This window comes from Rossellomorea sp. GCM10028870 (assembly GCF_042666755.1).
Classification (GTDB): domain Bacteria; phylum Bacillota; class Bacilli; order Bacillales; family Bacillaceae_B; genus Rossellomorea.
In genome coordinates this window covers 108,736-131,547 of sequence record NZ_JBHTGN010000003.1, presented here as the reverse complement: position 1 = coordinate 131,547, position 22,812 = coordinate 108,736, and the positions used below count along the sequence as shown (strand labels likewise).

Sequence of the window (22,812 nt, the reverse complement as noted above, 5' to 3'; positions counted from 1 at the left end):
GAGAGGCATTTTTTAATGATTTAGAAAAAGATGACGGGAAAATGCCAGCTATGTGCAACCATAATCTTGATTAAACAGGTCGTTTTACTCCGAAAGAAGGTGGAATACAACATGATTACCATTTCAGATGTGAAAAAAATCTATCAATCCAAATCGGGTCCAATTTCAGCCGTTGATGGCGTCAATATCGAGATTGCCCAAGGAGAAATTTTTGGAGTGATTGGCTATAGTGGAGCAGGTAAGAGTACGCTGATCCGCATGCTCAATGGTCTCGAAGTTCCTACAGAAGGAATAGTGGACGTGAATGGTCAAATCGTTTCCCGGGTAAAGGGTAAAAAACTGCGGGAAGCAAGACAGTCGATAGGCATGATTTTTCAACACTTTAATCTCCTCTGGTCTCGTACAGTATTAGAAAATATACAGTTCCCATTAGAAATTGCTGGAGTACCAAAGAAAGAGAGACTCCATAGAGCCAATGAATTATTGAAGCTTGTAGGATTGGAAGGCAGGGGAGATGCCTATCCTTCTCAACTGAGCGGCGGACAGAAACAACGAGTGGGGATTGCAAGATCCCTTGCTAACAATCCCGATGTCCTTCTATGTGATGAAGCTACTTCCGCTCTAGATCCACAAACAACTGATTCCATTCTTGATTTATTGGTGGATATTAATAAACGCTTAGGGCTGACGATTGTCCTGATCACTCATGAAATGCACGTGATTCAGAAGATCTGTCACCGTGTCGCAGTCATGGAACAAGGAAAAGTCGTGGAACTCGGGGATGTATTGGAAGTGTTCCGAAATCCACAAGAGCAAGTGACAAAGCGTTTCGTGAGAGAAGTCTCGCAAGTAAAAGAAACGGGTGAAACCATTGATCACCTATTGATGCAATATCCTAATGGGAAAGTGTTGAAATTTACTTTTGTCGGTGAATCAACTGAGCAACCGCTTATCACCACTCTGATAAGGAAGTTTGACTTAGACGTAAACATCCTTCAAGGACAAATCTCCCAAACTCAAAAAGGTGCCTATGGAACGTTATTTGTTCACCTTGATGGGGATGAACGGACCATTAAAGATGCATTGACGTTTGTTCAAACGCAACTGGTTCAAGTGGAGGTGTTAAGAGGATGATTGAAAATTTATTTCCAAATGTAGATTGGGAGAAGATGTGGGAAGCAACCCTCGAAACCCTGTATATGACCGGGATGTCTGTAGTGATTACCTTTGTACTCGGAATGATCCTTGGGATTTTGCTCTTCCTCACCTCTAAGGAAAATCTATGGGATAACAAACTGACATACACGATTACAAGTGCAGTCGTAAATGTGTTCAGATCGATTCCATTCATTATATTGATCGTGTTGTTAATTCCGTTCACCAAGTTTTTATTGGACACAATCCGTGGAGCGAATGCAGCTTTGCCGGCACTGATCATTGGAGCTGCTCCGTTTTACGCCCGTATGGTAGAAATTGCTTTAAGAGAAGTGAACAAAGGCGTCATCGAGGCCGCGAAAGCGATGGGGGCGAAAACGAGCACAATTATCTGGAAAGTCCTGATCCCGGAATCCATGCCGGCTTTGATTTCAGGAATTACAGTAACAGCGATTGCTCTCGTTGGATATACGGCAATGGCCGGGGTCATCGGAGCAGGCGGTTTAGGAAACCTGGCCTATTTAGATGGCTTTCAACGAAGCAGGGAAGACGTGACGCTCGCCGCAACCATTATGATCTTACTCATTGTGTTTGCGATTCAAATATTAGGTGATTTCTTTACAAATAAATTAGATAAACGGTAAAAGGAGAGAAATATCATGAAAAAATGGGTAGCAGGAGTTATTGCAGCAACAAGCATTTTTGGATTGGCAGCATGTGGGAGTAATTCAGAATCAGGAGGAGGCAGCGACGAGAAAGAATTAGTGGTTGGAGCTTCCAATATTCCTCACGCTGAAATTCTTGAACAAGTGAAGCCTTTATTAGAGGAGAAAGGTATCAATTTAGAAATTGAAACGTACCAAGACTATATCTTGCCAAATAAAGATCTGGATAATGGGGATATTGACGCAAACTATTTCCAACATGTACCGTACTTAGAATCTCAAAAAGCGGAACACGGTTATGATTTTGAAAATGCTGGCGGCATTCACATTGAGCCGATTGGCGTTTATTCTAAAAAGTACAAATCCCTTGAAGAGCTGCCTGAAGGTGCAACGATTCTAATGAGTAATTCTGTAGCAGATCACGGACGTATTCTTACGTTATTAGAAGAAAAAGGTCTTATTACATTGAATGATGGAGTAGACAAGACAAAAGCAACGCTGGAAGACATTAAAGAAAATCCAAAGAAACTAAAATTCGATTACGAATATGAAGCAGCTCTTCTTCCACAATTGTATGAAAATGAAGAGGGAGATGCTGTTCTGATCAATTCCAACTATGCGATCGATGCAGGTTTGAATCCTTTGGAAGATTCGATCGCCATTGAAGACAGTAATTCTCCATATGTGAATGTGATTGCTGTGAATAAAGGTGACGAAAACAAAGAGGAAGTGAAGGCGCTTGTTGAAGCTCTTCGTTCAAAAGAAATCCAGGACTTTATTAAAGAGGAATGGGACGGGGCAGTTGTTCCGGTGACCGAATAATTTCATATAGCGTAAATAAGAAACCCGATTCTGATTGATCAAAATCGGGTTTCTTTTCTGGATAAGTACTTACCGTATTTTTTTTAAACATAATCATTTCCATTATAGCTCATACTATTTTCGATGAATCTATTTCAGAAATGGAGCTGAATGAAATGCAGATAGAACCAAGAAATACAACAGAAGCTGCCCTTCATGATTATAAAATGGGACTTGGAATCTTCACTGAAAAAATGCCTGAGCTTGCCGAGCAGTATAATACGTTTACCGAGCACTGCTTTAGAGAAGGAGTTCTTTCAAAAAAAGAAAAGCAGTTGATCGCGTTAGGAATAAGTCTTTATTCCCAGGATGAATATTGCATCATCTATCACACAAAAGGATGCCTGGATCAGGGGTGTTCAGAAGAAGAAATCCTTGAAGCAATAGGAGTAACGGCTGCATTTGGCGGCGGAGCGGTCATGAGTCAGGCTGTGACTTTAGTACAGCAATCGATTCAGGACTTGAATCAATTGAAGCAATAAGTGAGTGATGATCGAGGGGGAGAAATCCTCCTTGATCTTTTTTGTTGAATTAGTGATCAAAAAATGTTTTTTACACAACTACATAAGACCTTCCTGGGCTTTGTCAATTAGTGGGTCTGGATGGAGAGGGGAACTACTTTGCTTGCAGCATCAAGCGTTTGGCAAGCCTACTCAACCTATACGGAACGCACTCTTGGCATACACGTAGTTTTGCAAGAGTCTAGGCAGTTTCCCTCACTATAAAGAAATTCCCTGAATACTAATATGCAGCCATAAAGTAGTAGCACAGAGTGGATTGTAGCAGAAGGCACTTGACTCCTGCGGGAAATAGAGGAAAAGTAGAAAAGCGGATGCGGCTCGCTCAGCCCCGACAAGCATAAGATGAATGGGCCTAAGAAGGCGTTCTTTGCCTTCTTGGACCATTTAGCTTATGACCTCGAGGGGCTAGCCGCCGGAGCTAGAAAGGTCGAGACCCCGCAGGGCAAAGCCCGAGGAGGCTCGACTTCCTCCCCGCGGAAAGCAAGTGCCTGGAACGAAAAGGAACGGTCTGTGTTTTTATGTACGTCTCTTCAGTGAAAGTGATCACCAAGCATTAAATACTTATTCAATAAAATGAATATATATTAAAAAAGCTATTAATTGGCAGTATAATGGCGGAATTTTGTGAAAACTTAATGGTAGCCCCTCGGAGTCAGGTTGAAAAGATGAATTTAAGAAAAAATGACCCTATACTGGTTTTGTCTTGTGAACGAGGGGGTAGTATAGTTGTAAAGTAATTAAAAACCTGAAAGGAATGATTCATTATCGACTCTCTTGAGAGTATCTCGTACACAAGTGAAATGGAAAAGGCAATGCATGGAGCCCATGGGATTGGTTATGAGGTGTACAAACGAAAGCATGATGTCAGAATGCAAGTAGAGAAAAGAAGAGAGCAGGACTATAAGGAAAGCAGAAGAATGATTGCTGCACTTGATCGTAAGGTGCACTCTAATATATAATAAGGAAGAAAAAAGGAAACCAGTGTAGACGATGCACTGGTTTTTTTATTGTTATGAATACAACGCCAAGTCTAATAACGGAAGAACAAAGCGGACGGTTTCATAGGTTTCAAATTATATCAGTATCGATATGTTCACCATGACAGGAAGCTGTATAAGAAACCCCTACATTTTTCCTGTATTTTAAGTTAACAATAGAAAAGGATTATCTTGTCAAGTTTACACTATCTGTATAGTTGAAAAAGTTGATAATAGCTTTTATTTGTTATAAGATTGTAATGAGAATAAATTGAGAATGATTAAAGAATTTAATTCTTAAATTCATTATAAAGTCACGGAGGTAAATACACATGGCAGGTTCTACTTTAACAATTAAAGATCTTCATGTTGAGATTGAAGGAAAGGAAATCCTGAAAGGGGTTAACCTTGAAATTAAAGGTGGAGAAATCCACGCAGTAATGGGACCAAATGGTACAGGTAAATCTACTTTATCTTCTGCTATCATGGGTCATCCAAAGTATGAAGTGACAAAAGGAAGCATTCACTTCGACGGTGAAGATGTGCTTGAAATGGAAGTTGATGAGCGTGCTCGCGTAGGTCTATTCCTTGCAATGCAGTATCCTAGTGAAATCAACGGTGTTACGAATGCGGACTTCTTACGTTCAGCAATCAACAGCCGTCGCGAAGAGGGCGAAGAAATTTCTCTAATGAAATTCATCCGCAAAATGGATTCTGAAATGGAATACCTGGAAATGGATCCAGATATGGCACAGCGTTACTTAAACGAAGGGTTCTCTGGTGGAGAGAAGAAGCGTAATGAAATCCTTCAATTAATGATGTTACAACCTAAGATCGCCATCCTGGACGAGATTGACTCTGGTCTTGATATCGATGCCCTTAAAGTTGTATCAAAGGGAATCAATAAAATGCGCGGTGAAGATTTTGGTTGCTTAATCATCACTCACTATCAGCGTCTTCTTAACTACATCACTCCTGATCATGTTCACGTCATGATGCAAGGACGCATTGTGAAATCTGGCGGAGAGGAATTAGCACAACGCCTGGAAGCTGAAGGATATGACTGGATTAAAGAAGAGTTAGGAATCAAAGACGAAACTGTTGGCCAAGAAGCGTAAGTGTTAGGGGGATGAAAATGACTGTAGAAACGAAACTACCAGTAGATCAGGACTATGTCAGCTCCTACTCAAAACAACTTGGAGAGCCAGAATGGTTAACAACCCTTCGTACAGATGCCTTTGATAAAGTAAAGGATCTAAGCCTTCCAGTTGCTGATAAAACAAAAATCACGAATTGGAATTTTACTCAATTCCAGAAGCATACTGTGGAAAGTGATGCGTTTTCATCATTGAGTGAGCTGCCGGATGAAGCTAAAGCATTAGTGGATTTGGAAAGCACAGACCAAAGTTTATATATTCAACGTAATAATACACCTGCTTTTCTTTCTCTTTCGAACGAATTAAAGGATAACGGTGTTATTTTCACGGATATTTTTACAGCAGTGAAGGATCATAGTGAACTTGTTCAAAAGTACTTCATGACTGAAGGCGTTAAAACGGATGAGCATAAGCTAACAGCACTTCATGCAGCGTTAATGAATGGAGGGGCATTCCTTTACATTCCGAAAAACGTAGAATTAACCCAACCGATTCAAGCGGTATACGTCCATGACAATGCTGAAGTGGCGATGTTTAACCACGTATTGGTTGTTGCTGAAGACAATAGCTCTGTCACGTATGTTGAAAACTATATTTCTACTACAGATGTAGAAGATGGCGTATACAACATCGTAACGGAAGTTGTGGCAAATAATAATGCGAAAGTGGCGTACGGTGCGGTGGATAATCTAGCAAGCGGATTAACGACTTACGTTAACCGTCGTGGAGTTGCACAAAGAGATGCACGCATCGAGTGGGCTCTTGGATTGATGAACGATGGAGACACCGTTTCTGAAAACGTAACAAACCTAATGGGCGATGGCTCATACGGAGATACAAAAACGGTTGTTGTTGGACGCGGAAAACAGAAACAAAACTTCACGACAAAGGTTGTTCACTTCGGTAAAAACTCTGAAGGATACATCCTTAAGCATGGAGTAATGAAAGACGAAGCATCTTCCATCTTTAATGGTATCGGTAAAATTGAACACGGTGCGTCTAAGTCGAATGCAGAGCAAGAGTCTCGCGTCTTGATGCTTAGCGAAAAAGCACGTGGAGATGCAAACCCGATTCTTCTTATCGATGAAGATGACGTAACGGCAGGTCATGCTGCGTCTGTGGGTCGAGTGGATCCATTGCAACTATACTACCTGATGAGTCGTGGTATCCCGCAGCATGAAGCGGAACGTCTGGTTATTCATGGTTTCTTGGCTCCAGTGGTGAAACAATTACCGATTGAAGGAGTTAAGAAACAACTTGTTGAGGTTATCGAAAGGAAAGTAAACTAATGGATGTAAAAGAGATTCGTAAACAATTTCCGATTCTCGACCAGGAAGTAAATGGCCATCCACTTGTTTATCTTGACAGTGCCGCAACATCACAAAAGCCAGTTTCAGTTATCGAAGCGATGAATGATTATTATCGTGGATATAACTCTAATGTTCACAGGGGTGTTCACACTCTTGGGACGAGAGCGACAGATGGATATGAAGGTGCCCGCGAAAAGGTCCGTAATTTCATTAACGCTTCCTCGACTCAAGAAGTAATCTTTACCCGTGGGACGACAACAGCAATCAACACAGTTGCAGCAAGCTACGGTCGCGCCAACCTTACCGAGGGTGACGAAATTGTGATTACTCACATGGAGCATCACAGTAATATCATTCCTTGGCAGCAGTTAGCCAAAGAAACCGGAGCGACTTTAAAATATGTACCTCTTCAAGAAGATGGAACGATAGCGATTGAAGATGTCAGAGCGACCGTCTCATCTCAAACGAAAATTGTTTCGATCATGATGGTTTCAAACGTGCTTGGTACGATGAACCCAATTAAGGAAATCACCAAGATTGCTCATGAAAATGGTGCAGTCATGGTCGTTGACGGAGCACAGGCCGCTCCACATATGAAGATCGACGTACAAGACTTGGACTGTGATTTCTTTGCCTTTTCAGGTCATAAAATGGTAGGTCCCACAGGAATCGGAGTGCTTTATGGTAAGAAAAAACACCTGAACAAAATGGAACCGGTCGAATTTGGTGGAGAAATGATTGACTTTGTCGGACTTCAAGAATCCACCTGGAAAGAGCTTCCGTGGAAGTTTGAAGGTGGTACACCGATCATTGCAGGTGCCATTGGACTTGGAGCTGCGATTGATTTCCTTGAAGAAGTAGGACTTCATAACATTGAAGAACATGAACATAAGCTTGCGGCTTATGCATTGGAGAAAATGAATGAAGTTGAAGGCATGAAAATTTTCGGACCAAGTGATCCCGGAAAACGCGCAGGTCTTGTTACGTTTAACATTGATGATGTTCATCCGCATGATGTGGCAACCGTACTTGATGCTGAAGGGATTGCCGTTCGCGCGGGTCATCACTGTGCACAACCTCTGATGAAGTGGTTGAACGTATCCGCAACAGCACGTGCCAGCTTCTACCTCTATAATACGGAAGAAGATATTGATAAACTTGTTGCAGGCCTATTGAAGACAAAGGAGTTTTTCAGCGATGTCTTTTAATAATTTAGATCAGTTATATCGACAAGTCATCATGGATCATTATAAGAATCCACGAAATAAAGGTTCTTTAGAAGATGGAAGCTTTACCATCGATATGAATAACCCTACTTGTGGAGATCGCATACACCTGACTTTAAAGGTGGAAGATGGTATCGTTCAGGATGCGAAGTTCGATGGAGAAGGTTGTTCGATCTCCATGGCTTCTGCTTCAATGATGACACAAGCGGTTAAAGGGAAAGAGATTGAGAAAGCATTGAAGCTTTCCAAGATCTTCTCTGATATGATGCAAGGCAATGACTATGACGACGATGTGGATTTAGGAGATATTGAAGCATTACAAGGAGTCGCGAAATTTCCTGCCCGTATCAAATGTGCGACATTGGCATGGAAAGCGATGGAAAAAGGAGTGTCAGAGGAAGAGCAGGAATAATGCTCTCCTTCGGCACTACCAAAGAATGGAGGAATCAACATGGCTAAGAAAGCGCCTGAGATTGGAGATTATAAATATGGATTCAGCGACAAAGACGTCTCAATTTTTCGTTCCAAACGTGGTTTGACGCGTGAAATCGTAGAAGAAATCTCCCGCATGAAAGAAGAACCTCAATGGATGCTTGATTTCCGTTTGAAGTCACTTGAGCATTTTTATAATATGTCTATGCCTCAATGGGGCGGTGACATGCAGGAACTGAACTTTGATGAGATCACTTACTATGTGAAGCCTTCTGAAAAGTCAGAACGCAGCTGGGATGAAGTACCTGAAGAAATCAAGCAGACGTTTGATAAATTAGGTATTCCGGAAGCAGAGCAAAAGTATCTTGCAGGGGTTTCTGCTCAATATGAGTCAGAAGTTGTATACCACAACATGCAATCAGATCTTGAAGACATGGGGATCGTTTTTAAAGATACAGATTCTGCTCTTAAAGAGAATGAAGAACTTTTCCGCGAGCACTGGGCAAAGGTTATTCCTCCAACGGATAACAAGTTCGCTGCCCTTAACTCAGCGGTATGGTCCGGTGGATCTTTTATCTATGTTCCTAAAGGAATCAAGGTGGATACACCACTTCAAGCCTATTTCCGCATTAACTCAGAGAACATGGGTCAATTCGAGCGTACACTGATCATCGTGGATGAAGGCGCAAGTGTTCACTATGTTGAGGGTTGTACAGCACCGGTTTACACAACGAATTCACTTCACTCTGCAGTCGTTGAAATCATCATCAAGAAAGATGCGTACTGCCGATATACGACGATTCAAAACTGGGCGAACAACGTGTTCAACCTGGTTACCAAGCGTGCTGTATGTGAAGCGAACGCAACGATGGAATGGGTGGATGGAAACATCGGTTCTAAATTAACGATGAAATACCCGGCGGTTATCCTTAAAGGTGAAGGCGCTCGAGGTATGACACTATCCATCGCATTGGCAGGTAAAGGCCAGCATCAGGATGCCGGAGCGAAAATGATTCACTTGGCACCAAATACTTCTTCTACAATCGTTTCTAAATCCATCTCCAAGCATGGTGGTAAAGTAACGTACCGTGGAATTGTACACTTTGGCCGTAAAGCGGAAGGCGCACGTTCAAATATTGAGTGTGATACGCTGATCATGGATAACCAATCAACTTCCGATACGATCCCTTACAACGAAATTCTTAACGATAACATCTCGTTAGAACACGAAGCGAAGGTATCAAAAGTGTCTGAAGAACAATTATTCTATCTTATGAGCCGCGGTATTTCAGAGGAAGAAGCAACAGAGATGATCGTAATGGGCTTCATCGAGCCATTCACGAAAGAACTTCCAATGGAATACGCAGTCGAAATGAACCGCCTGATCAAGTTCGAAATGGAAGGTTCAATCGGATAATCTTTTAAACCAAACTCCCTTGATGTCTCATCAGGGGAGTTTTTTCTGGTTCCAATAATCACTACGATTCTTCCTCAATCCATTCAAACATAAGAATTTCCATTCCCCTTATGATAAAATGGACATGTTCATAATAAAGCAGGTGAATGAAGATGATATACATAGGTGTAACAGGCTGGGGAGATCATGATACCCTTTATGAAAATGTTTCCCCTAGAGACAAACTAAAAGAATACGGTGCTCATTTCCCCATCGTCGAGGTGGATACAACGTTCTACGCTGTCCAGCCTATTCGAAATGCTGAAAAATGGGTAAGGGAAACACCCCGGGACTTTAAGTTTATAGTAAAAGCGTATCAGGGTATGACGGGACATCAGCGGGGAGAAATCCCTTTCGAAACAAAGGAAGAGATGTTTAGGGCCTTTAAAGAATCCCTTGCTCCATACGTAGATTCAGGTAAGTTAGCGATGGTACTGCTTCAATTTCCCCCTTGGTACGATTGTAATAAGGAACATGTTGACTATATCCGGTACTGCCGGGAACAATTAAAAGGGTTCCCCCTGTCGCTTGAGTTCCGTCATCAAAGCTGGTTCAGACCACAGTTTCGGGATAAGACGTTAACGTTTATGAAAAAGGAAGGGTGGATCCATAGCATTTGCGATGAACCTCAGGCAGGAGAAGGATCTGTACCGCGGGTCTTGGAAGCCACTCATAAAGATGCGACTCTTATTCGGTTTCACGGCAGGAATCTGTATGGCTGGAATAAACCGAATGGAGGAGATTGGCGGGAGGTTCGTTATTTATATCGCTATAATCGTGCTGAATTAGAGGAGTGGATTCCGCATATTTATCAGCTGCACAAAACCTCTAACGATCTTTATATTCTTTTCAATAATAATTCCGGTGGAGATGCCGCTGATAACGCGAAAGAGCTCATTGAATTATTAGGCATTGAATATGGAGGACTTGCACCAAAGCAACTGGATTTATTTTAGCTGACAGGAGATGAAAGACAGATGGAATGGATTGTTCTTCTATCAATCGGACTTTTAGCAGGAGCAATAGGATCCCTCGTCGGATTGGGCGGAGGAGTCATCATTGTTCCTGCCCTCATTTATTTCGGTACATATACAAGCTTGATAGAAGAAATGAACCCTCAGACAGCAGTAGGAACATCATTGGTCATTATGATTTTTACAGGGTTATCATCCACCCTGGCCTATCTAAAGCACAAGACCGTAGATTATAAAAGCGGTTTAATCTTCTTTGCAGGCAGTGGGCCGGGTTCAATACTGGGAGCGTGGGTAAACAAGGGATTGAACATGGAAAGCTTTAATTTATACTTCGGCATTTTCATGATACTGATCGCCACTATTCTCATGGTCCGAAACAAGTTAAAGCCTATTGAGAAATTCAAGGATGCTTCCTTTCAACGGAAGTTTACGGATCCCGCTGGAAAGACCTTTCGTTATGGGTATCCTCCTTTATTAGGAGGGGCTATTGCTTTTGTAGTTGGATTTACGTCAGGTTTATTTGGCATTGGTGGCGGATCATTAATGGTACCTGCCATGATCTTAGTATTTCTTTTTCCTCCCCATGTAGCCGTTGCCACATCCATGTTCATGATTTTTCTATCTGCGTTGGTTGGCTCAGGTACACATATCATGTTAGGCAATGTAAAGTGGTTGTATGCTCTTGCCCTTATTCCTGGGGCCTGGATTGGAGCTAAGTCCGGGGCCTATTTAAATACGAAACTTGAATCGAAAGTATTAGTGAGTATTTTACGCATTATTTTAATTTTAATTGGAATTCGATTGATTTACCAAGGCATTACAGGATAACATACCTCCAATAGGAGTGAGCAAATAGTGAGAGAAACCATTCATATTTATCATACAAACGACCTTCACAGTCATTTTGAACATTGGTCAAGGATTCGGGATTTTTTGAAAATGAGAAAACAATGGCATCTTGATGAAGGGGATCCTGTTTATCTATTTGATATCGGAGATCATGTGGACCGCTGGCATCCATTAAGTGAAGCGACTTTAGGAAAAGGAAACATCGAATTTCTAAATGAAGTCGGCTTTGATGCTGTAACGATCGGGAACAATGAAGGTATTACACTGGACTATGTAGATTTAAACAGCCTTTATGATCATGCCGATTTTCACGTGATTGTAGGCAATCTATTAGATCAGTCTGGACAACATCCAAGCTGGTTAAAGCCTTATCATATTTTTCGAACGGATAGTGGAATGAAGATAGGGGTCATTGGATTGACAGCCTATTTCAAACCATTTTACGAAGCTCTCGGCTGGAATATTACATCTCCAATGGATGAACTGCAGAAGTTGGTTCAAGAGCTTCATCCACAGGTGGATATGATAATCCTTCTTTCACATTTAGGGATAAGGGATGACGAGGTGATTGCAGAACAATTTCCTGAGATTGACGTTATCCTCGGAGCTCATACCCATCATGTACTTCATCAAGGAAAAGAAATTAAGGGAACGATGCTTGGCGCAGCAGGAAAGTTTGGTCATTATGTTGGGCATATGATGATTGAGGTTGATATAACCAATAAAACCATCATAGGGAAAAAAGCACAGCTCTATGAACAGCACGAGCTTCCCTCTGTCGAAAAGGAAGAACAGGAAAGCCTGGAGTGGTATCAGGCAGGAGAGGATTTGTTAAGAAAAGAAGTATCATCTCTTACGAAATCCTTATCCGTGGATTGGTTCAATCCATCCCCGCTTCCGAACGTTTTATGTGATGCCCTTGCTGAATGGTGCCGGGCTGATTGTGCCTTTCTTAATTCAGGCTTGCTCATCGATGGACTGAGTGAGGGATCGGTGACGAAACAGGATTTGCATCGCATCCTGCCTCATCCGATCAATCCCTGCCTGATTAAGGTGAAGGGGGCGGAGCTTAAGGAAATCATTAAACAAACATTTAATGAGGAATGGCCGCATCTTCAAGTGAAAGGGTTAGGGTTCAGAGGCAAAGTGATGGGACGATTTGTATACACGAATGTTCAATTCGGAGACCATGAAATCTTAATCGATAACAAGCCGATCGATTCTCAGAAAGTGTACAAGCTTGCCTTACCTGATATGTTCACGTTTGGACACTTCTTTCCTGACCTTCAAAGACTAGAAAAAAAATACTTTATGCCTGAGTTTTTACGAGATGTTCTTGAATGGAAATTAAAGCAGTAAATGTTTCACCGTTTCCTTTTCCGCGTCATACATATGAGTGAAAGGAGCGATGAAACATGATGAATGTATTTCCGATTACCATTCAGGGACATACCTTTTTAGCGATTTCTGTTGAACTGCCCAAAACCAATCTCCTCGTTGTGACGAGTGATATAGGATATATAATGTGTGGAGCACTGGACGTAGCGTTACTAAATGAGAAGTTAAAAGACAGAGGAATCATTGCAGGAAGAGCCGTCGGTGTAAAAACAATCGATCAGCTACTTGATGCCCCTCTTGAATCCATCACCATCGAAGCAGAAAATCGCGGCATCACACCGGGCATGATCGGCCGGGATGCATTGTTAAAAATGATATAAGTGTCAAGAAGGACCAGTTGCTCTTTTGAGGGCGCTGGTTTTTGTTTTGGTGTCGGAGGACACCATCAATATTCTTTCATGAATAATTAACAATATACAAGGAAATACACCTTGCAAGAACGTTTTTATCCTTTATAATGGAGATACTAGGAAATTTTGTCGAAAAATGAAAGAATTACATAGGAGAATTCTATGAGGCTTATATCAACTAGGGCTTTGAAACCGGGCATGGTTCTAGCTACAACCGTATATAATATGAGAGGTCAAGCTTTAATTCATGATAACGTTCCGATAACAGAACGCATGATTTATAGATTGCAGGAGCTTAGTATTCAGTATGTCTATATTGAAGACTCGCTTTCGAGCGGAATCCATGTAAATGGGACCGTTTCGAATAAAGTGAGACAGCAAGCTGTAAACAATATTGAAATGGCCTTTAATCAATTAAGCGCATCGAAAACGGCGCCAAGTGCGCTCATGATTGAAGATAGTGCTAAGCAATTGAAGCAGGTGATTGATGTAGTCTTGTCTGAAGTAAAGGCAAATCATGATCTCCTAACCATTTTGACAGATGTTTTCACATATGATTCCTATATTTTTCATCATTCATTTAATGTTACATTGTATACGCTCTCAATTGGTCTTGAACTTAAGCTCTCTGCTAAACAGCTCGAGCAGTTAGGGGTGGGAGCGATTTTGCATGATATCGGTAAGATGCTGGTACCAGAGGAGATTCTATTGAAGCCAGGTAAGCTGACAGAAGGCGAGTTCTCTGAAATTAAGAAGCATTCTGAACACGGCTTTGAGATTCTGAGACAGCTTCATTCTGTGTCTTTGATCATTGCTCATTGCGCTTATCAGCATCATGAGAGGCTTGATGGATCCGGTTATCCACGGGGAATCAAAGGCGAGGATATTCATCCGTTTGCAAAAATCATTGCAGTGGCGGATGTATTTGACGCCATGACGTCTAATCGTGTGTATCGGAAAGCCATGCTTCCACATCAAGCGTTGGAGGTATTATATGCAGGCAGCGGCACCCTGTTTGATACAAATGTAATCGAAGCCTTCAGGTCTTCTGTTGCCATCTATCCAAATGGGATGGTTGTGGAGCTGAATGATGGCCGAAAAGGAATAGTGACAGATCAAAATAAAGGGGTAACGGATCGACCGGTGATTCGGATCATCGAAGAAGACGGACAGGAATTACAAACCCCTTATCCCATTGATTTAAGCACGGAATTAGATAAGGTGATTACCGGGTTTGACCCGGATTATGAACCCCAATCTCTAAAAATTAAATAATTTTTTTGCGTTAAACCCCTCTTACTGTGCATACAAATAGCTTGTAAGGGGGGATTTTTTTGTCAAAGTTTAAAACATACAAACCCCGAAGAGGAGGGCCGCTACCTTTTCGATATGTGATGATCATTACGATTCTATTCTTTATGATATCTACTGGATTCGGGTTGTGGATCATTAATAAAGGTTTAAAACCGACACTTCTTGCTTATGCTGAGACCCAGACCAGCAGGATCGGTACGTTAGTTATCAATAAAGCAATTAACAAAAAAATTGCCGATGTTCTTGATATTTCGGATATAACGGAAGAAGTGAAGAATACAGAAGGCGATATTGTCTCATTTAAATACAATACTCAGACAATCAACCGGGTTCAGGCAGAAATCACAAACTTAGTACAGCAAAACCTGCAGGAAGCAGAGGAAGGAAATTTAGAAAACCTGGAATTTATTACCGAAGTGGAAATCGATGAAGGGAAATCTAAAGCAGCGAAGGGCATCACTTACTCGGTGCCTCTTGGTCAGGCGACCAACAACGTGTTACTCGGTAATCTGGGTCCAAAAGTGCCCATTCGCTTTCATTCGATCGGGGATGTCCGTTCCGATATTAAAACGACAGTAGAGCAATTTGGGATCAATAATGCTGTTGTAAAAGTGTTTGTCGAGCTTGAAGTCAATGTCCAGATCATCATTCCATTTGCAACGAAAACGGAAACCATCAAGCAGGATATCCTGGTTGCCATGGGTACCGTTCACCTGGATGTACCACAGTTTTATAACAATGGTGGAGGGGAATCCAGCCCATCCATTGAAATTCCCACAAATTAGTCAGGAAAAAAAGTTGTCAAAAGAATGATAGTTTGTTATATTAATAAAGAAAATTTAATAACACACCACATCATCAGTCCGATGGGGTAGAGGCGCAGGGTTCAAGAGTATGCTGTTTGAGGATGACAACTGGGAGAACAGATGAAAGGGAACTTTTGCCGAAGTAAATATGCATGTCGAAGGTGTATTTGCTGGGGTTATCTTGAAGAAGGATAACACTGTCATTATAGGGGAATCTCTATAATGGGGAGCTACAGATCGTGATGGAGCACTTAAATTACTTACTAAGGTAATGATAGTTTCTCTATCGTTGCCTTTTTTTATTATCCTCTGTCATGCTACGATGGTTCCCCCCTATCAAATAGGAGGAGGACACTATGGAAAACACGATTTACTCACTATTACCACCCCTTTTAGCCATTCTTATGGTTATACTTACGAGACGGGTTCTACTTTCACTCGGAGTAGGAATCGTTGCGTCTGCCTTTCTGTTAGCAGATTTCTCAATTACAAAAACATTCAGCTTTATGTGGGACGCCTTTAAAGGCATCTTTGTCGCAGATGGAGCACTCAACACCTGGAATGTCTATATTATTTTCTTCTTACTTATTCTTGGTGTGATCACGGCGTTTGTGAACATTTCCGGCGGTAGCCGCGCATTTGGTGAATGGGCGATGAAACGTGTGAAAACGAGAAAAGGGGCACAGCTTCTTGCAGCCGTTTTAGGTATCATAATTTTTATTGATGACTATTTTAACGCCCTTGCTGTTGGACAGGTTTCGAGACCCATTACGGATCGCCACAAAATTTCACGTGCAAAACTAGCCTATATCATTGACTCCACATCGGCACCGATTTGTGTCGTTTCACCAATCTCAAGCTGGGGAGCGTACATTATCGGGATTATCGGTTCGATTCTTGCTGCACACAGCATCACTGAATACACAGCATTTTCAGCATTCGTTCAAATGATTCCAATGAACCTTTACGTCTGGGCAGCTGTCCTTCTTGTGATCATGGTTGCTGCTAAAGGCTTGGACTTCGGAAAAATGAAAGAGCATGAAGTAAGAGCCCTTGAAACAGGAGCCCTTTATGACCCTGAAAAAGAGATTCCAGGCGAATTGAAAAATGATCTGCCTGTAAGCTCGAAAGGATCAGTAGGAGATCTTGTCTGGCCAATCGTGGCTCTGGTCATCGGTACAATCGGAATGATGCTCTGGACAGGGTATCAAGCCGTCGGATCATTTGACATCCTGCCGATATTTGAAAATACAGATGTAACGAAATCTTTATTATATGGTGGATTATTCGGTCTCCTTGTTGCGCTGATCTTCTTCCTTCGTCAAGTCAGCTTGAAAGGAATTGAAGGCAAAGCCGTTGGAGTAGCAGTAGTGGAAGGAATCAAATCCATGCTGCCAGCCGTTTACATTCTTATCTTCGCATGGACGATCGTAACATTGATCGATCAATTGCAAACAGGTACGTATCTTGCGGGTCTGGTTGAACAATCCAGCTTACCGATGCAGGCACTTCCGGTCATCTTGTTCTTAGTTGCCGGAATCATGGCGTTCTCCACAGGGACATCCTGGGGATCGTTTGGTATCTTACTGCCGATCGCCGGGGAAATTGCAGCAGCGACAGATGTAAGTATCTTATTGCCTGCTATGGCAGCCGTTTTAGCTGGATCCGTATTGGGAGATCACTGTTCTCCAATCTCAGATACGACGATCCTTTCCTCAACTGGAGCAGGAAGCAATCATATCGATCACGTTCTCACACAGCTTCCATATGCATTGATCGGAGCGGTTGCTGCTTCAATTGGATACCTTGTACTGGGATTCACTGGTAGCACGTTACTTGGTTTAGGAGTTGTGATTATTTTAATCCTGGCATTCGCTTTTCTGTTTGGTGAAAAAGCAAAACCGGCTGTATCAGAACAATAATGAAATGAAGAACCAGGAGCTCATCGGCTCCTGGTTTTTTTATGCAATTTTCACTTGATGTCAGGGTATTTATTAAAACCCATGGTGGTATCAAGAAATCCCCCTCGACCTTTCCAATCATTAATCCTTCATGTTTCGACAAAATTCATATAGTGAAATAGTACCTGTCCCAATTTGAAAAAATCTCTCTGTAGGCTTAAAAATAGCTTTGACAATTGTCCTGGAACTAGCTATACTGACTTTAGATTATAAATAATCTGAAAATATAAAAATTTCAAATACCTTAATATGGTAGTTGAAAAGAACTAGGGGGGACCAATATGGAGAATCGTGCCCAGTTTGGAACACGAGCAGGATTTATTCTAGCTGCCGTCGGGTCAGCAATCGGTTTGGGAAACATTTGGCGTTTTCCGGCAGTAGCGTATGAAAATGGTGGAGGAGCATTCTTTATTCCTTATTTATTCGCTCTTCTAACAGCGGGAATTCCATTATTAGTACTTGAATTTACATTAGGTCATAAGTACCGTGGCTCAGCACCGCTATCTTATTTCCGTCTTAATAGGAAATCAGAGTGGCTTGGCTGGTGGCAGGTGTTAATTGCATTTGTTATTTCTACCTATTATGCCGTCATTATCGCGTGGGCAATGTCCTACAGTGTATTTTCTTTCAATCTAGGTTGGGGCAAGGATACAGAGTCATTCTTATTCAATGACTATTTAAAGCTTACGGTTGATCCTGGTCAAACGGGCAGTATCGTTCCTGGAGTATTCATTCCACTTGTATTGGTCTGGGTGATTACATTAGGAATTCTTTTCAAAGGTGTAAAGAAAGGAATCGAAGTAGCGAATAAGATCTTTATTCCGGCACTAGTTATTTTATTTTTAATCATTGTTGTTCGCGCTTTAACATTACCTGGAGCATTGGATGGTCTGGACGCTTTCTTCAAACCGGATTTCAGCAAAATTGCTGATCCAAGTGTATGGGTAGCAGCATACGGACAGATTTTCTTCAGTTTATCAATCGCTTTTGCAATCATGATTACGTATTCGAGTTATCTTCCGAAGAAATCGGATATTACAAATAACGCGTTCATCACAGGATTCAGTAACTCGGGCTTTGAATTATTAGCAGGTATTGGAGTATTTGCTGCTTTAGGTTTCATGGCTCAATCTCAAGGTGTAGGTGTTCAGGAAGTAGTAAGCGGGGGAGTTGGATTGGCGTTTGTGGTATTCCCGCAAATCATTAATGAATTCCCGGCCCTTAACGGATTATTCGGATTCTTGTTCTTCGCTTCCCTGGTATTAGCAGGGCTGTCATCACTTATCTCGATTACAGAGACGTATGTAGCAGGTGTTTCTGAGAAGTTCGGGGTTTCCCGTACAAAAGCCGTCCTATTCGGTGGAGGACTTTCTGCGATCATCTCTATCTTATTTGCGACTCAAGGTGGATTACTGTTCCTGGATGCGGCAGACTACTTTATCAATCAGTTTGGTGTAGCATTCGCCGGATTAGTTGAAGTTGTAGTAATTGCCTGGTTCTTACGCAAGTTAGGTGCATTTCAATCCCACGCCAATGGAATCTCTGATATCCAGCTTGGTGCATGGTGGAAGATATGCTTAGGTGTCATCACACCAATCGTCCTTGGATGGATGATGTTCGGTTTATTCAAAATGAACCTACTAAAAGAATTTGAAACTGAAACTGGAAACTACGGTGGTTACTCGGATGCCTTCATTCTTTACAGTGGTTGGTTTGTTGCAGGATTCGCGATCCTCGCCGGTGTTGCTTTCTCCTTTAAACGCTGGCATGCAAAAACAGAAGCTGAGAGCTATAAGGAGGTAAGCTAATATGACTGGTAGCGCTATTGCAATGATGGTTGTAGGAATGGTCATCATCTGGGGTGGATTAGCAGCTAGTATCATGAACGCTGTTTCCAAATCCAAATCCAAAAAACAGGTATAAAAAGATGAAGCAGACGATGGGATAACCATTGTCTGCTTTTTTAACGATTTTTGCTTTTGATTCTGTCTTGTCGTTCCCACATTCGTAAGTGAGGGTATGGATCAAAGGACCACTCCGTCAAGCCGTTATCCTTATACATCCCATAGTGCAAATGGGGAGGGAATTTTCCAGATGTTCCAGGAGGTCCATATCCCGAGCTCCCAACACCGCCTATGACCATACCGGGTTCAACCACTTGTCCTACGTGAAGATCTTTAGAGAAACCACTAAGGTGAGCAAAGTAATGATACGTATTATTAATGTCACGTATCCCGATCCGCCAGCCTCCATATCGGTTCCATCCTTTCATCTCAATGATTCCATACGATGTCGCTCTTACAGGTACACCATAATCAGCAAAGAGGTCCGTCCCTTCGTGAATTCGTCTTCCTCCCCAACCACGGGCATCACCCCAAGTGTTTCGATAACTGTAGTTGAACCTGAGGGGAAGGGGAAAGGCTTTCTGGTTTAAATGGATTGTACCGTATTGCTTATAAATTTTTGCATTTCCCATGATGATACTGACCGTTTTATCACGTTTGTAATAGTCCCACAGAGCAAGTTTGAAATTATCCCGGTCAATTCCATACCGCAATATTACCTCTGTCAAAGCTGCCAATATATCTTCATCACTCTTCAGGCTCGCTTTACCGTCGAAGTCTCCATCCCGGCCCACTCCATTGAATAGAGCGATTGTTTCGGGATTGTCATCATCCGCATTAGGGTTTAGAGGGCCGACCCACTTTTCTGGCTCCATATAAATCGATATAAGAGAAGAGGGCTTTTCCCGATCTTTACGGGCAAACCGAAGACTCCTCTCGTACTGATCAATGGCAGCGAGATAGTACCAGGGAATTTGAGTAAGTGCCTCGCTTTTCTGGAATAACTCCATTCTCTTTGTGTGGATCTGTTCATCTGTCAGCTTTTCTGCTGCAAAGGTTTGACAAGGACTAATGAACATGCAAAAAGCCACAAAGGTAAAGACCAATCGTTTGTACAAAATAATCCCTCCATTTTTAGGGGCCTACTTCTAGTTTGTATCGTTCACCGGGATTCATAATCATCAATAAATGGTAATAGGGTATCACATGCTTGTTTTCGCTTTTTTAGTATGATAAAGTGACAAAAGAAGTATATTGATGATGGCTTTTTATACATAAGATGAACGATCTAGAAAGCGTTTCACTCTTTGCCTAAGTCAGAATTATTTAGGATTGGAGATGAGGGGTATGAGCAAGAAAGATGAACATATTCGGAAACCGGATTGGCTTAAAATTAAGCTGAATACGAACGATAATTATATGGGCTTGAAGAAAATGATGCGTGAAAACAATCTTCACACGGTATGTGAAGAGGCTCGTTGTCCTAATATTCATGAATGTTGGGGAACTAGAAGAACAGCTACATTCATGATTCTTGGAGATATTTGTACAAGAGCATGCCGATTCTGCGCAGTAAAAACAGGCCTTCCAACTGAATTAGATCTGAAAGAACCAGAACGCGTTGCAGATTCTGTTCAATTAATGAATCTGAAGCATGTAGTTATCACAGCTGTTGCCCGTGATGACCTGAAAGATGGTGGATCACAAGTCTTTGCTGAAACAGTTCGTGCAATTCGTCGGAAAAGTCCATTCACTTCAATTGAAGTATTACCTTCTGATATGGGTGGAGTATTCGATAACATCAAAACACTGATGGATGCAAAACCAGACATTATGAATTACAATGTCGAAACCGTTCGTCGCTTGACTCCAAGAGTTCGTGCCCGTGCTACATATGACCGCACATTGGAATTTTTGCGTCGTGCTAAAGAATTAAACCCGGATATCCCAACAAAATCAAGTATCATGGTCGGTCTTGGGGAAACAAAGGAAGAAATCCTTGAAACAATGGATGACCTTCGTGCAAACCATGTTGATATTGTGACATTAGGTCAATACCTGCAGCCATCTAAGAAACACTTGAAAGTACAGAAATATTATCACCCGGATGAGTTTGCTGAACTACGTGAAGCAGCGATGCAAAAAGGCTTCAGTCACTGTGAAGCAGGTCCACTTGTTCGTTCTTCATACCATGCAGATGAGCAAGTTAACGCAGCTGCCAAAGCAAGACAAGCAGCCGGAGAGCAAGAAGTTCAAAAGGCATAATCATTTATATATAAAAGGACTGACCTGAAGGAGAAAATCTCTGACAGTCAGTCCTTTTTGTAGCTAAGTAGAGGATGACAAGGGATGCATTTAAGCATTTACGCCATAATGCTTCGCCTCTGGTCAGCCTCCTCCAATCTTATTTTTAATCGACCATGTTGTCTGTGTTGTCTTTTCGTTTTTGGCGATCTTTGTTAATTTTATGGACGTCGTCGTCCTGCATTTCGTATTTCTCAGATGTCATTTCACCATTTGGATTTTCACCTGCGTCTACATTTCTTCCCTGAGGAGAATCCTGCAGCATTAGGTTAATGGTATCATCGATAGCTGTGTTGGCGTTACGGCTATCACTATCCATCTTGGCAAGGTTCTCTACATTCCGCATCAGGCTCTTGTCATCAGTCACATAGACGTGGTACCAGCGGGGAATAACAGACATGGCTGTTTTCTTTACCTGATCGGCTACTTCAAAGCGACCATCTTTATCCTTTTTGTCGGTCACATATGAAATCAATACTTCTTCGTCTGTGACAAGAGTGGAACAATCTTTCACGTCAGGAAGAGCCACACTCATTTTGCTGATCGTGTCGGCTACTTGTTCACGATTGATGCTGTACATATCCTTGGTGGAAATGGTTTGACCACCTGTAGGACTTTTCTGTTGGCGAACATAACCGAAGTCCTCACCGCGGTGGGCTCCTTTTTTGGTCCAGCTATTTTCGTTGTACAGGTCTTCCCGGTCATTCACGTTTATGGTGTTTCCATTGTCGTGAAACATTTCCTCATTGGCCGTGTCGATTCCATCACAGGCAGTTCCGATTAGCGCAATACTTAAAACAGTTGTACCCAGAATGAATTTATTCAACTTAAACACCCCCTATTTGATAGGGTGACCATCTCTTATGACAATTTTTCATAGTAATTAATGGACAATCCGTTATAATTTAAGATAAGGAAATGAAAGTGGGTGGACGAAATGATTTGTGTGCAGAATACATGCTACGAAATCGTTGAGGAATTTAGAGACGGATTCAACGAGGAAGCATTTAAGGAAAGATATAGCGATATCTTAAGCAAATACGACTATATCCTTGGGGATTGGGGATATGGCCAGCTTCGTTTAAAGGGATTTTTCGATGACCACAATCAAAAAGCGTCATTTGACACAAAGGTGAGTACACATAAGGATTACTTGTACGAATATTGTAATTTTGGCTGCGCTTATTTTCTTTTGAAGAAAGTCAATAAATAATGGTGAAAGGAACAAACCGTCTGGTTTGTTCCTTTTGTA

Annotated in this window: 23 protein-coding genes and 1 riboswitch; of the genes, 21 read left to right on the top strand and 2 right to left on the bottom strand. The window is 41.8% G+C overall.

Annotated features, from left to right (window positions below):
- Positions 1-111: 111 nt before the first annotated feature.
- From ACFQWC_RS14560 to ACFQWC_RS14470, 19 genes are all read left to right on the top strand, one after another.
- A complete protein-coding gene (locus tag ACFQWC_RS14560; protein WP_299743648.1) occupies positions 112-1,134 on the top strand; it encodes a methionine ABC transporter ATP-binding protein in 1,023 nt (340 codons plus the stop codon).
- Positions 1,131-1,799 carry a methionine ABC transporter permease gene (locus ACFQWC_RS14555; protein ID WP_341356894.1) on the top strand — a complete coding sequence of 223 codons (669 nt, stop codon included), beginning with the start codon at positions 1,131-1,133 and terminating at the stop codon, positions 1,797-1,799. The genes ACFQWC_RS14560 and ACFQWC_RS14555 overlap by 4 nt, the downstream gene beginning before the upstream one ends.
- 15 nt (positions 1,800-1,814) lie before the next feature.
- On the top strand, positions 1,815-2,642 hold the full coding sequence (locus ACFQWC_RS14550; RefSeq protein ID WP_299743653.1) for a MetQ/NlpA family ABC transporter substrate-binding protein: 828 nt from the start codon (positions 1,815-1,817) through the stop codon (positions 2,640-2,642).
- A 155-nt stretch (positions 2,643-2,797) separates the two neighbouring features.
- A complete protein-coding gene (locus tag ACFQWC_RS14545; protein ID WP_299743656.1) occupies positions 2,798-3,163 on the top strand; it encodes a carboxymuconolactone decarboxylase family protein in 366 nt (121 codons plus the stop codon).
- A gap of 851 nt (positions 3,164-4,014) precedes the next feature.
- Positions 4,015-4,161: a YuzK family famiily protein gene (locus ACFQWC_RS14540; protein WP_377108164.1), complete on the top strand. Its 147-nt coding sequence runs from the start codon at positions 4,015-4,017 to the stop codon at positions 4,159-4,161.
- A gap of 350 nt (positions 4,162-4,511) precedes the next feature.
- Entirely contained in the window at positions 4,512-5,297 is a 786-nt protein-coding gene (gene sufC / locus ACFQWC_RS14535; protein WP_044338171.1) for a Fe-S cluster assembly ATPase SufC, read from the top strand.
- Positions 5,298-5,314: 17 nt separating this feature from the next.
- The gene (gene sufD, locus ACFQWC_RS14530; RefSeq protein WP_377108162.1) at positions 5,315-6,625 is read left to right on the top strand and encodes a Fe-S cluster assembly protein SufD; all 1,311 of its coding nucleotides are present in this window, start codon (positions 5,315-5,317) and stop codon (positions 6,623-6,625) included.
- Positions 6,625-7,854: a cysteine desulfurase gene (locus tag ACFQWC_RS14525; protein ID WP_299743667.1), complete on the top strand. Its 1,230-nt coding sequence runs from the start codon at positions 6,625-6,627 to the stop codon at positions 7,852-7,854. Before sufD ends, ACFQWC_RS14525 begins: the two co-directional genes overlap by 1 nt.
- Positions 7,844-8,284: a Fe-S cluster assembly sulfur transfer protein SufU gene (gene sufU, locus ACFQWC_RS14520; protein ID WP_044338168.1), complete on the top strand. Its 441-nt coding sequence runs from the start codon at positions 7,844-7,846 to the stop codon at positions 8,282-8,284. Before ACFQWC_RS14525 ends, sufU begins: the two co-directional genes overlap by 11 nt.
- A gap of 39 nt (positions 8,285-8,323) precedes the next feature.
- Entirely contained in the window at positions 8,324-9,721 is a 1,398-nt protein-coding gene (sufB, locus tag ACFQWC_RS14515; RefSeq protein ID WP_148970815.1) for a Fe-S cluster assembly protein SufB, read from the top strand.
- A 152-nt stretch (positions 9,722-9,873) separates the two neighbouring features.
- Positions 9,874-10,716, top strand: coding sequence for a DUF72 domain-containing protein (locus ACFQWC_RS14510; RefSeq protein ID WP_299743677.1), 843 nt, complete (start codon positions 9,874-9,876; stop codon positions 10,714-10,716).
- Positions 10,717-10,737: 21 nt separating this feature from the next.
- On the top strand, positions 10,738-11,562 hold the full coding sequence (locus tag ACFQWC_RS14505) for a sulfite exporter TauE/SafE family protein (protein WP_377108158.1): 825 nt from the start codon (positions 10,738-10,740) through the stop codon (positions 11,560-11,562).
- Between the two features lie 27 nt (positions 11,563-11,589).
- Entirely contained in the window at positions 11,590-12,942 is a 1,353-nt protein-coding gene (locus ACFQWC_RS14500) for a bifunctional metallophosphatase/5'-nucleotidase (RefSeq protein WP_299743683.1), read from the top strand.
- 56 nt (positions 12,943-12,998) lie between these two features.
- Positions 12,999-13,301, top strand: a complete 303-nt coding sequence (locus ACFQWC_RS14495; protein ID WP_299743686.1) for a YunC family protein — start codon at positions 12,999-13,001, stop codon at positions 13,299-13,301.
- Positions 13,302-13,493: 192 nt separating this feature from the next.
- Positions 13,494-14,606 carry an HD-GYP domain-containing protein gene (locus ACFQWC_RS14490; RefSeq protein ID WP_299743689.1) on the top strand — a complete coding sequence of 371 codons (1,113 nt, stop codon included), beginning with the start codon at positions 13,494-13,496 and terminating at the stop codon, positions 14,604-14,606.
- A gap of 59 nt (positions 14,607-14,665) precedes the next feature.
- Positions 14,666-15,430: a sporulation protein YunB gene (gene yunB, locus ACFQWC_RS14485; protein WP_148970790.1), complete on the top strand. Its 765-nt coding sequence runs from the start codon at positions 14,666-14,668 to the stop codon at positions 15,428-15,430.
- Between the two features lie 79 nt (positions 15,431-15,509).
- A riboswitch (Lysine riboswitch) is annotated at positions 15,510-15,692 on the top strand.
- Between the two features lie 115 nt (positions 15,693-15,807).
- Positions 15,808-17,373: a Na+/H+ antiporter NhaC family protein gene (locus ACFQWC_RS14480; RefSeq protein ID WP_341356890.1), complete on the top strand. Its 1,566-nt coding sequence runs from the start codon at positions 15,808-15,810 to the stop codon at positions 17,371-17,373.
- A gap of 320 nt (positions 17,374-17,693) precedes the next feature.
- Positions 17,694-19,220, top strand: coding sequence for a sodium-dependent transporter (locus ACFQWC_RS14475; RefSeq protein ID WP_299743697.1), 1,527 nt, complete (start codon positions 17,694-17,696; stop codon positions 19,218-19,220).
- A 1-nt stretch (position 19,221) separates the two neighbouring features.
- A complete protein-coding gene (locus ACFQWC_RS14470) occupies positions 19,222-19,335 on the top strand; it encodes a methionine/alanine import family NSS transporter small subunit (protein ID WP_299743700.1) in 114 nt (37 codons plus the stop codon).
- Between the two features lie 40 nt (positions 19,336-19,375).
- On the opposite strand, the gene ACFQWC_RS14465 is transcribed toward ACFQWC_RS14470, so the two are convergent.
- Entirely contained in the window at positions 19,376-20,335 is a 960-nt protein-coding gene (locus ACFQWC_RS14465) for a M23 family metallopeptidase (RefSeq protein ID WP_377108512.1), read from the bottom strand.
- Positions 20,336-20,603: 268 nt separating this feature from the next.
- Between ACFQWC_RS14465 and lipA the strand changes: the two genes are divergently transcribed.
- Positions 20,604-21,521: a lipoyl synthase gene (lipA, locus tag ACFQWC_RS14460; protein WP_299743703.1), complete on the top strand. Its 918-nt coding sequence runs from the start codon at positions 20,604-20,606 to the stop codon at positions 21,519-21,521.
- Between the two features lie 145 nt (positions 21,522-21,666).
- On the opposite strand, the gene ACFQWC_RS14455 is transcribed toward lipA, so the two are convergent.
- Complete coding sequence (locus ACFQWC_RS14455) at positions 21,667-22,386, bottom strand: YhcN/YlaJ family sporulation lipoprotein (RefSeq protein ID WP_377108153.1); 720 nt, start codon at positions 22,384-22,386, stop codon at positions 21,667-21,669.
- 111 nt (positions 22,387-22,497) lie between these two features.
- Here ACFQWC_RS14455 and ACFQWC_RS14450 point away from each other — a divergent pair, with 111 nt between their 5' ends.
- Positions 22,498-22,773, top strand: coding sequence for a YutD family protein (locus ACFQWC_RS14450; RefSeq protein ID WP_299744023.1), 276 nt, complete (start codon positions 22,498-22,500; stop codon positions 22,771-22,773).
- The last annotated feature ends 39 nt before the right edge of the window (positions 22,774-22,812 follow it).

What these genes read in the sequence shown, in the direction of transcription:
- ACFQWC_RS14550 (WP_299743653.1), top strand. Translation starts at nt 1,815, where the DNA reads ATGAAAAAATGGGTAGCAGGAGTTATTGCAGCAACAAGCATTTTTGGA.
- ACFQWC_RS14470 (WP_299743700.1), top strand. Translation starts at nt 19,222, where the DNA reads ATGACTGGTAGCGCTATTGCAATGATGGTTGTAGGAATGGTCATCATC.
- ACFQWC_RS14450 (WP_299744023.1), top strand. Translation starts at nt 22,498, where the DNA reads ATGATTTGTGTGCAGAATACATGCTACGAAATCGTTGAGGAATTTAGA.
- ACFQWC_RS14545 (WP_299743656.1), top strand. Translation starts at nt 2,798, where the DNA reads ATGCAGATAGAACCAAGAAATACAACAGAAGCTGCCCTTCATGATTAT.
- sufD (WP_377108162.1), top strand. Translation starts at nt 5,315, where the DNA reads ATGACTGTAGAAACGAAACTACCAGTAGATCAGGACTATGTCAGCTCC.
- ACFQWC_RS14540 (WP_377108164.1), top strand. Translation starts at nt 4,015, where the DNA reads ATGCATGGAGCCCATGGGATTGGTTATGAGGTGTACAAACGAAAGCAT.
- ACFQWC_RS14490 (WP_299743689.1), top strand. Translation starts at nt 13,494, where the DNA reads ATGAGGCTTATATCAACTAGGGCTTTGAAACCGGGCATGGTTCTAGCT.
- ACFQWC_RS14495 (WP_299743686.1), top strand. Translation starts at nt 12,999, where the DNA reads ATGATGAATGTATTTCCGATTACCATTCAGGGACATACCTTTTTAGCG.
- ACFQWC_RS14555 (WP_341356894.1), top strand. Translation starts at nt 1,131, where the DNA reads ATGATTGAAAATTTATTTCCAAATGTAGATTGGGAGAAGATGTGGGAA.
- sufB (WP_148970815.1), top strand. Translation starts at nt 8,324, where the DNA reads ATGGCTAAGAAAGCGCCTGAGATTGGAGATTATAAATATGGATTCAGC.
- lipA (WP_299743703.1), top strand. Translation starts at nt 20,604, where the DNA reads ATGAGCAAGAAAGATGAACATATTCGGAAACCGGATTGGCTTAAAATT.
- ACFQWC_RS14560 (WP_299743648.1), top strand. Translation starts at nt 112, where the DNA reads ATGATTACCATTTCAGATGTGAAAAAAATCTATCAATCCAAATCGGGT.
- sufC (WP_044338171.1), top strand. Translation starts at nt 4,512, where the DNA reads ATGGCAGGTTCTACTTTAACAATTAAAGATCTTCATGTTGAGATTGAA.
- sufU (WP_044338168.1), top strand. Translation starts at nt 7,844, where the DNA reads ATGTCTTTTAATAATTTAGATCAGTTATATCGACAAGTCATCATGGAT.
- ACFQWC_RS14475 (WP_299743697.1), top strand. Translation starts at nt 17,694, where the DNA reads ATGGAGAATCGTGCCCAGTTTGGAACACGAGCAGGATTTATTCTAGCT.
- ACFQWC_RS14505 (WP_377108158.1), top strand. Translation starts at nt 10,738, where the DNA reads ATGGAATGGATTGTTCTTCTATCAATCGGACTTTTAGCAGGAGCAATA.
- ACFQWC_RS14525 (WP_299743667.1), top strand. Translation starts at nt 6,625, where the DNA reads ATGGATGTAAAAGAGATTCGTAAACAATTTCCGATTCTCGACCAGGAA.
- ACFQWC_RS14465 (WP_377108512.1), bottom strand. Translation starts at nt 20,335, where the DNA reads ATGTTCATTAGTCCTTGTCAAACCTTTGCAGCAGAAAAGCTGACAGAT.
- ACFQWC_RS14480 (WP_341356890.1), top strand. Translation starts at nt 15,808, where the DNA reads ATGGAAAACACGATTTACTCACTATTACCACCCCTTTTAGCCATTCTT.
- ACFQWC_RS14510 (WP_299743677.1), top strand. Translation starts at nt 9,874, where the DNA reads ATGATATACATAGGTGTAACAGGCTGGGGAGATCATGATACCCTTTAT.